4 protein-coding genes and 1 pseudogene are annotated in these 5,893 nt (G+C 34.4%); 1 reads left to right on the top strand and 4 read right to left on the bottom strand.

Annotated elements, in window-relative coordinates:
* From dapF to ACJML3_RS00635, 4 genes and pseudogenes are all read right to left on the bottom strand, one after another.
* Window positions 1-233: pseudogene (gene dapF, locus ACJML3_RS00650) on the bottom strand (diaminopimelate epimerase); the annotation flags it as partial.
* 9 nt (window positions 234-242) lie between these two features.
* A complete protein-coding gene (gene lysA / locus ACJML3_RS00645) occupies window positions 243-1,490 on the bottom strand; it encodes a diaminopimelate decarboxylase (RefSeq protein WP_406019718.1) in 1,248 nt (415 codons plus the stop codon).
* A gap of 34 nt (window positions 1,491-1,524) precedes the next feature.
* A complete protein-coding gene (locus tag ACJML3_RS00640) occupies window positions 1,525-1,638 on the bottom strand; it encodes a lipoprotein (protein ID WP_288135599.1) in 114 nt (37 codons plus the stop codon).
* Window positions 1,639-1,767: 129 nt separating this feature from the next.
* Window positions 1,768-4,248 (bottom strand): class I adenylate cyclase, encoded by a 2,481-nt coding sequence (locus tag ACJML3_RS00635; protein WP_406019716.1) that lies wholly within the window; start codon window positions 4,246-4,248, stop codon window positions 1,768-1,770.
* Window positions 4,249-4,546: 298 nt separating this feature from the next.
* Between ACJML3_RS00635 and ACJML3_RS00630 the strand changes: the two genes are divergently transcribed.
* On the top strand, window positions 4,547-5,893 hold a 1,347-nt coding region (locus ACJML3_RS00630; RefSeq protein WP_406019714.1), incomplete at its 3' end, for a uroporphyrinogen-III C-methyltransferase.

The following is a 5,893-nucleotide window of genomic DNA, read 5'->3' as shown; positions in this document are numbered from 1 at the left end:
CCATTGCCGCACATCTGTACTTCTGATCCATCTGCATTGAAAATTCTATAATGAAAATCAAGATCAGGATCAAATGGTGGTTCAACTAGCAAAAGCTGGTCAAACCCTACACCAAAATGACGATCTGAAAGTCTTTTAATCAGTTCAGGTGAGAAAAAGACTTTTTGGGTAACGCCATCAACAACCATAAAGTCATTACCCAGTCCATGCATTTTTGTAAACTTTAAAAGCATAGAGACCTCTTATTTGATGATGCACTCATCCTTCCAGATGTCTTCAAAAGTCTGACGCTTTTTAATGACATATGACTTATCCTTATCAACAAGAACCTCACAAGGAAGTCTTCTTGAATTGTATGTTGATGCCATTGAAGAGCCGTAAGCACCTGCGCCACGAACAACAAGAATATCGCCGTTCTTAACCTTTAGTTTTCTTTCCTTACCAAGGAAGTCATCACTCTCGCAGATTGGGCCTACAACATCAGATACTACTTCGGGTATATCCTCATGAATTGTTGAATTGATGATTGTCATCCATGAGCCATATAAAGCAGGACGGATCATGTCATTCATACCTGTATCTGTAATTACGAAATGCTTGTCGCCATTGTTCTTCTGATAAACAACCTTTGCAAGAAGAACTGATGCATTTGCAACCATTGCACGACCAGGCTCTAAGTACAATGCAACATCAAGATCCTTTAATCTTTCTAAAATTGGAGCAATGTACTCTGATGGGGTTGGAGGTGTTTCATTGTCATAGGTTACACCAAGACCGCCACCCATATCGATATGGTCTACTTTAATGCCAGCTGATAATAATTTATTGTATAAAGCAACAATTTTATCTGTAGCTTCAATAATAGGCATACCAGAAGTCATCTGAGATCCGATATGGCAGTCGATACCAGAAATATTCAGACAGTCAATCTTTGACATTTTTACATAAAGATCGAATGCGTTTTCTTCTGTAATACCGAATTTGTTATTCTTTAAACCTGTTGAGATATATGGATGTGTCTTAGCATCAACACCTGGATTTACACGAAGAGCAACATTTGCAACAACACCTAGTTTTCTTGCAGCTGCAACAACAGTTTCAATCTCTTCTTCTGATTCAATGTTCAGACAGTTGATACCAACAGATAAAGCATACTCAATTTCAGAATAGGTCTTACCTACACCTGAGAAAACAACTTTATGTGGGTCGCCACCTGCAGCAATTACTCTGCGAAGCTCACCTTCTGATACAACGTCAAAACCTGCACCTAGTTTTGCCATTAAATTTAAAATAGCAAGATTTGAACAAGCCTTTACAGCAAAGCATACAAGGTGTTTTTTACCATTAAAAGAAGACTCAAATGCATTTAAGTGTCGTTCTAATGTTGCTTTTGAATATACATAAAGTGGGGTTCCATACTCTTTTGCAAGAGAGGTGATTTCAACATCTTCTGCAAACAGACTGTTGCCTTTAAAATTAAAAAAATCCATTTATTTTTCTCTTCTTTAAATTTATAAACTACTCTTATTTCTGCTCTGCCATCAAAGCTTCATCTTCGATATACAGAGGGCCTTTAATTCCACATGCGTTTATAGCTAATGCAGATAAAAGGACAGATAAAATCAATATTGTTTTCAATGTAAAAACCCTTATAAAAATTCTTTTGCTAGTATAACAAAAAAGAATAAATTATCCGAAGATTTGAAAAATCATTCCATTATGGTGAGATTCTGTAGAATTCTTAAGATTATCGCTTCGTATTCTCAGTTAATTGTCCTGTGAAACCATAATAGAGAATGGTTTTACCTTTGTCATTTCATTGTTTAAAACAAAATACTGAGGAAGATTGAAATTAAGTTTTAATGAATTATCTTCGTTTTTATATTCCTGAGCATAAAAACGATTGATTTCGTTTACCAAGGCTGTACGAGAACCTTTGAAATTTCGATAAATTTTTACTTCATTTCTTTCATTTACAATATATATATCGTAAATATCTACATGCTTTACAAAGAAATACTGAATAATACCTTCTGTTGATGATCTTTCAACAACATCAGGAACCTGCAAAGCATATTCAGGACGCATACCGAATCTAGACAGAATGGTCACATCATCTTGAGATGCCTTAAATGAAAAACGCTTTACCAATGACAAATTATTATCAGCATCAGAAACAACTTCATAAGTATCATGCCCAAGAGCGAATACATGATTTGAATCATAACCGTTAATGCAGTTATAAATTCCTCTGATCACAGCCGCTAAATCGTATCTGATAAGATCTCGGTGAGAATCAGAGTAAGAGCATACTTTAATAAACTCTAATGGATTGAAGATCTCCTCATGGGTATCATCAATTTTTTGTGACTTGATAAGTGATGCTAGAACATCTGCTATTCCAGACTCTCCATCTGAGAATGAATTACAAGAAATCTCGCCCCATGAGTTTAAGTTAATGACATCAACAGAACCTATCAGGCACATCTTCTGACGACCTAGACTTAAAGCAGAACCAATCTCAAGATCGGATGTTGAAATCATGAATTTTGCCGTCGCATCCTTATGGAAATTAACAACAACCATCGATTTAATAATTTGACGTGGTTTTTGCAGATCTGATTCTTTTACACTTAAATTAGCAGAAAGAATAAACTGTCTGATGTCTTCACTAAGAGCCTTGATTTTTTCTTCGGTTACACTGCTATCTGGTGATTTGATAAACAGATTTGTTCTATCACCTAAAAGACCGTTTGCACTGATCCAGCTTACCATTTCAACAATACTTGGTGTCACATACAGTGCTTTTGATTCAAGGATCTCTATTGAATTTTGCGCATTTGCAAATACATGCCAGCCATGATTACATAAGGAAAACTTTGATGGTTTTACTAATGTAAGATTCTTTTCTTGATGGATATTTTCTAAAGCTGATTTGATAATTACAACTTTTCCAGGATATTTTTCGTATGCTGAATAAATTTTTCTTGATAAAACACCTGCATCATCGGACGTAATAGCAAATTCAATGTTATGGTCCATACAGAAACGTAGCAGTGATTTATAACTTTCAAGAAGAGAGGAAAATAGTTTTTTTACTCTGTAGATTGATTCATTTACAGAAATTTTATCTGGGTTATTTATTGTATCAATATAAGATTCAGACCACTTCCATGTTTTTGTAATGAAGTTTAAAAAAGTCTGTCTTCTTAAAAGAGCTCTCTTATTGGTTAGCTGATCTAATGCATTTTTAATTTTTGAATAGAAACTTATTCTTACAAGATCAATTCTTTCAAAATCACCGATAGATAACAGATAACCTGATACCTTTTTGAACATCAGATAATATGGATCAAGTTTTAACTGAACCTTACCCTTGGTTTTAAAGATCAGATCCTTAAGTTCAAGTGATAGCAGCCTTGTATTAGGATACTCACTTGCATAAGCTTCCATTAAAAGTATCTTGAGAAGAGCTTTAAAAGGTCTATCAATACCCTTATATACAAGCCACAAACCTGAACCAAAATACTCTTCTGGAGAACATTTTGCTACAGAGCCGAAATCAAACCATTGATCTCGCTCAATAAAATCGCTTTGATAAAATTCTTTAAGAGCCTTCGGGTAATCGTCATATTCATCTTCTGATGAAATCATATACCATGCAATATATCGACCACACAATCTCATTGAGGTTCTATAAAATTCATCTAGCAAAAACAGACTCTGTGCTGAACCACAATCTTCTGTATCCATTGTGCCATGAGAGCCGTTCACAAAGCGATCTTCTACAGTAACAAACAGATTGAGCTCTACACCTAAAGCTTTAGCATATGCAGAGATAAATCTGCATTTTTCAGACAGTCTGTTTATTTCAAAATCCGGAGTATCCTTACTTATGCACACCCAAATATCAAGATCAGAATCAGGTCCCTGAGCAATTGTAGATGTACTGCCCATAGAGTAAAGACCATATATAGGATAAAAGGTTTCGACCTTTTCATCAGGATCTATATTGTGGGCTCTTAGATATTCTCTTTGTTTTTCATTTGGAACAAACATATCTATTCCATGAGGAACAGATCCGTTTCTGTAACCTGGAAGATTTTTATGATTGTAGTGCAGAAGAACAGGAAGAATAGATAAGAATTCAGCTGATTCCTTAGGCATAATATCAGTCGCGCGCTTATATTGTTTTGCGATGAATTTTCTCATGCGCTCAAATCTGTATTCAAACTGCGACTTATCCATACATACCTAAAAACAATTCAACAAAATCATCGACAAGGGATAATACCAACAGATCGATGTTTAGACAACAAAAACAGCTTTTGTACTGTACTTTTTATACAACACTCAAAGAATAATGGTATTGTATAACAGTTTATCAGCAAAACGGCATTTTTATCCTATACTCTTAAATGGATACTTAAAAAAAAGAGTGATCGACAACAAATATAATTGTATCGCAACTTATTGAAATATTTTGAAAAATATATAGTCATGCTATTATAAGCTTGGGTATATACTAAAAGTGAGCATTCATAAAATGGATGAAAAGAAATTAAAGCAAACAAACATCGCCTCACAAAGTTCAAACGAACACGTACAAGCAAACAGTCAAGAACAAAATCTTGAGCAACTTGAAAAAGAGGCTATTGCCATTGAGAAAGTTGCAAAAGATCTACTTCATAGTGAAAGCCAATACAGACCTTCATCAGACAATGATAAACCTGTGGAAGCGAATAATCATAAAAAAGAAGAAAATATGACTGATACTAAGAATAAGAACAACAGCATAAAAGAAGAGATCCCTTTATCAGGAGAAATACGTTCTCTTAAAACAAAAATAAATGTATTAACAGCACTGATGATAGCTGTTATTTCTGGTGCTGGCTTTGGAGCATACTATTTTCATCAGCACAGATTTGATGATATAAACGAATTAGCAAGCAAAATTGAAGCTACTAAATTAGAAGTTTCAGACAAAGCTTTAAAAGTTGAATCATTAAGTAATGATGTGAAAGCAAAAGATGCCAGAATGGATGAGCTTTTCACACAAAATTCCCAGATTATTGCTAACAACAATGTAATAAAAACTAGCACTGAAGATTTAAAGCAGCTTGTAGAATTATATGGAGCTAATACTCAGTCTGTTTCAAACAGATTGAAAGATTATGAGGATAGAAAGCCAAATGACTGGCTCATTGCACAAAGTTACTTCCTTGTAACAAATGCTCAGAATATTCTTGAACTGACTGACAACGTAAGTGCAGCACTATTAAATCTAGAAAGAGCTGATATCCTGATTGCCAAAATTGATGAAGATGAAATAATTCGTTTAAGAGAGGCTTTAAGTAAGGATATTGCAAAACTAAAAGCTCTTCCTGTTCTTGATACTAGAGGCATGAATATGAAGCTTGACTGCATTTACAATGCAGTTTCTCAAATGCCTTTAAACGAGTTTTTAAGAGCAAACAGAGATAAATTCGAGTCTGAACAGAATGCAAAAACAGCAGAAATTAAAGACTGGAAGAACAATCTGTTAGAGTCATTAAAGGACTTTTCTTCTCGCTTTATTGAAGTAAGAAGACGTGACGAAAATATCGTTAACCAGTTCTTATCACCTGATCAGACAAAAATCCTAATGAAGAATATTCAGACAGAAATTCTTCTTGCAAAGGTTGCTATATTCAATCAGGATCAAGAAGCCTTTATTCAGAATCTGTCTCAGGTAAATCAGCAGTTAAAAGCATACTTTGATCCTAACAGTGAACTAGTTGCAAGTTCTCTTGAAAGTTTAGATGAGCTAATCAAACAGACAATTACCTACAAGAGCAAAGGCTCACTTTCAAGCTATGAAAAGTTCCAGAATATTGCAACAGATAGATTCCAT

This window comes from Succinivibrio sp. (assembly GCF_045124615.1).
GTDB classification, from domain to species: domain Bacteria; phylum Pseudomonadota; class Gammaproteobacteria; order Enterobacterales; family Succinivibrionaceae; genus Succinivibrio; species Succinivibrio faecicola.
Note: the sequence above shows the minus strand (reverse complement) of the source record. Positions and strands in the feature narration are given on the sequence as shown.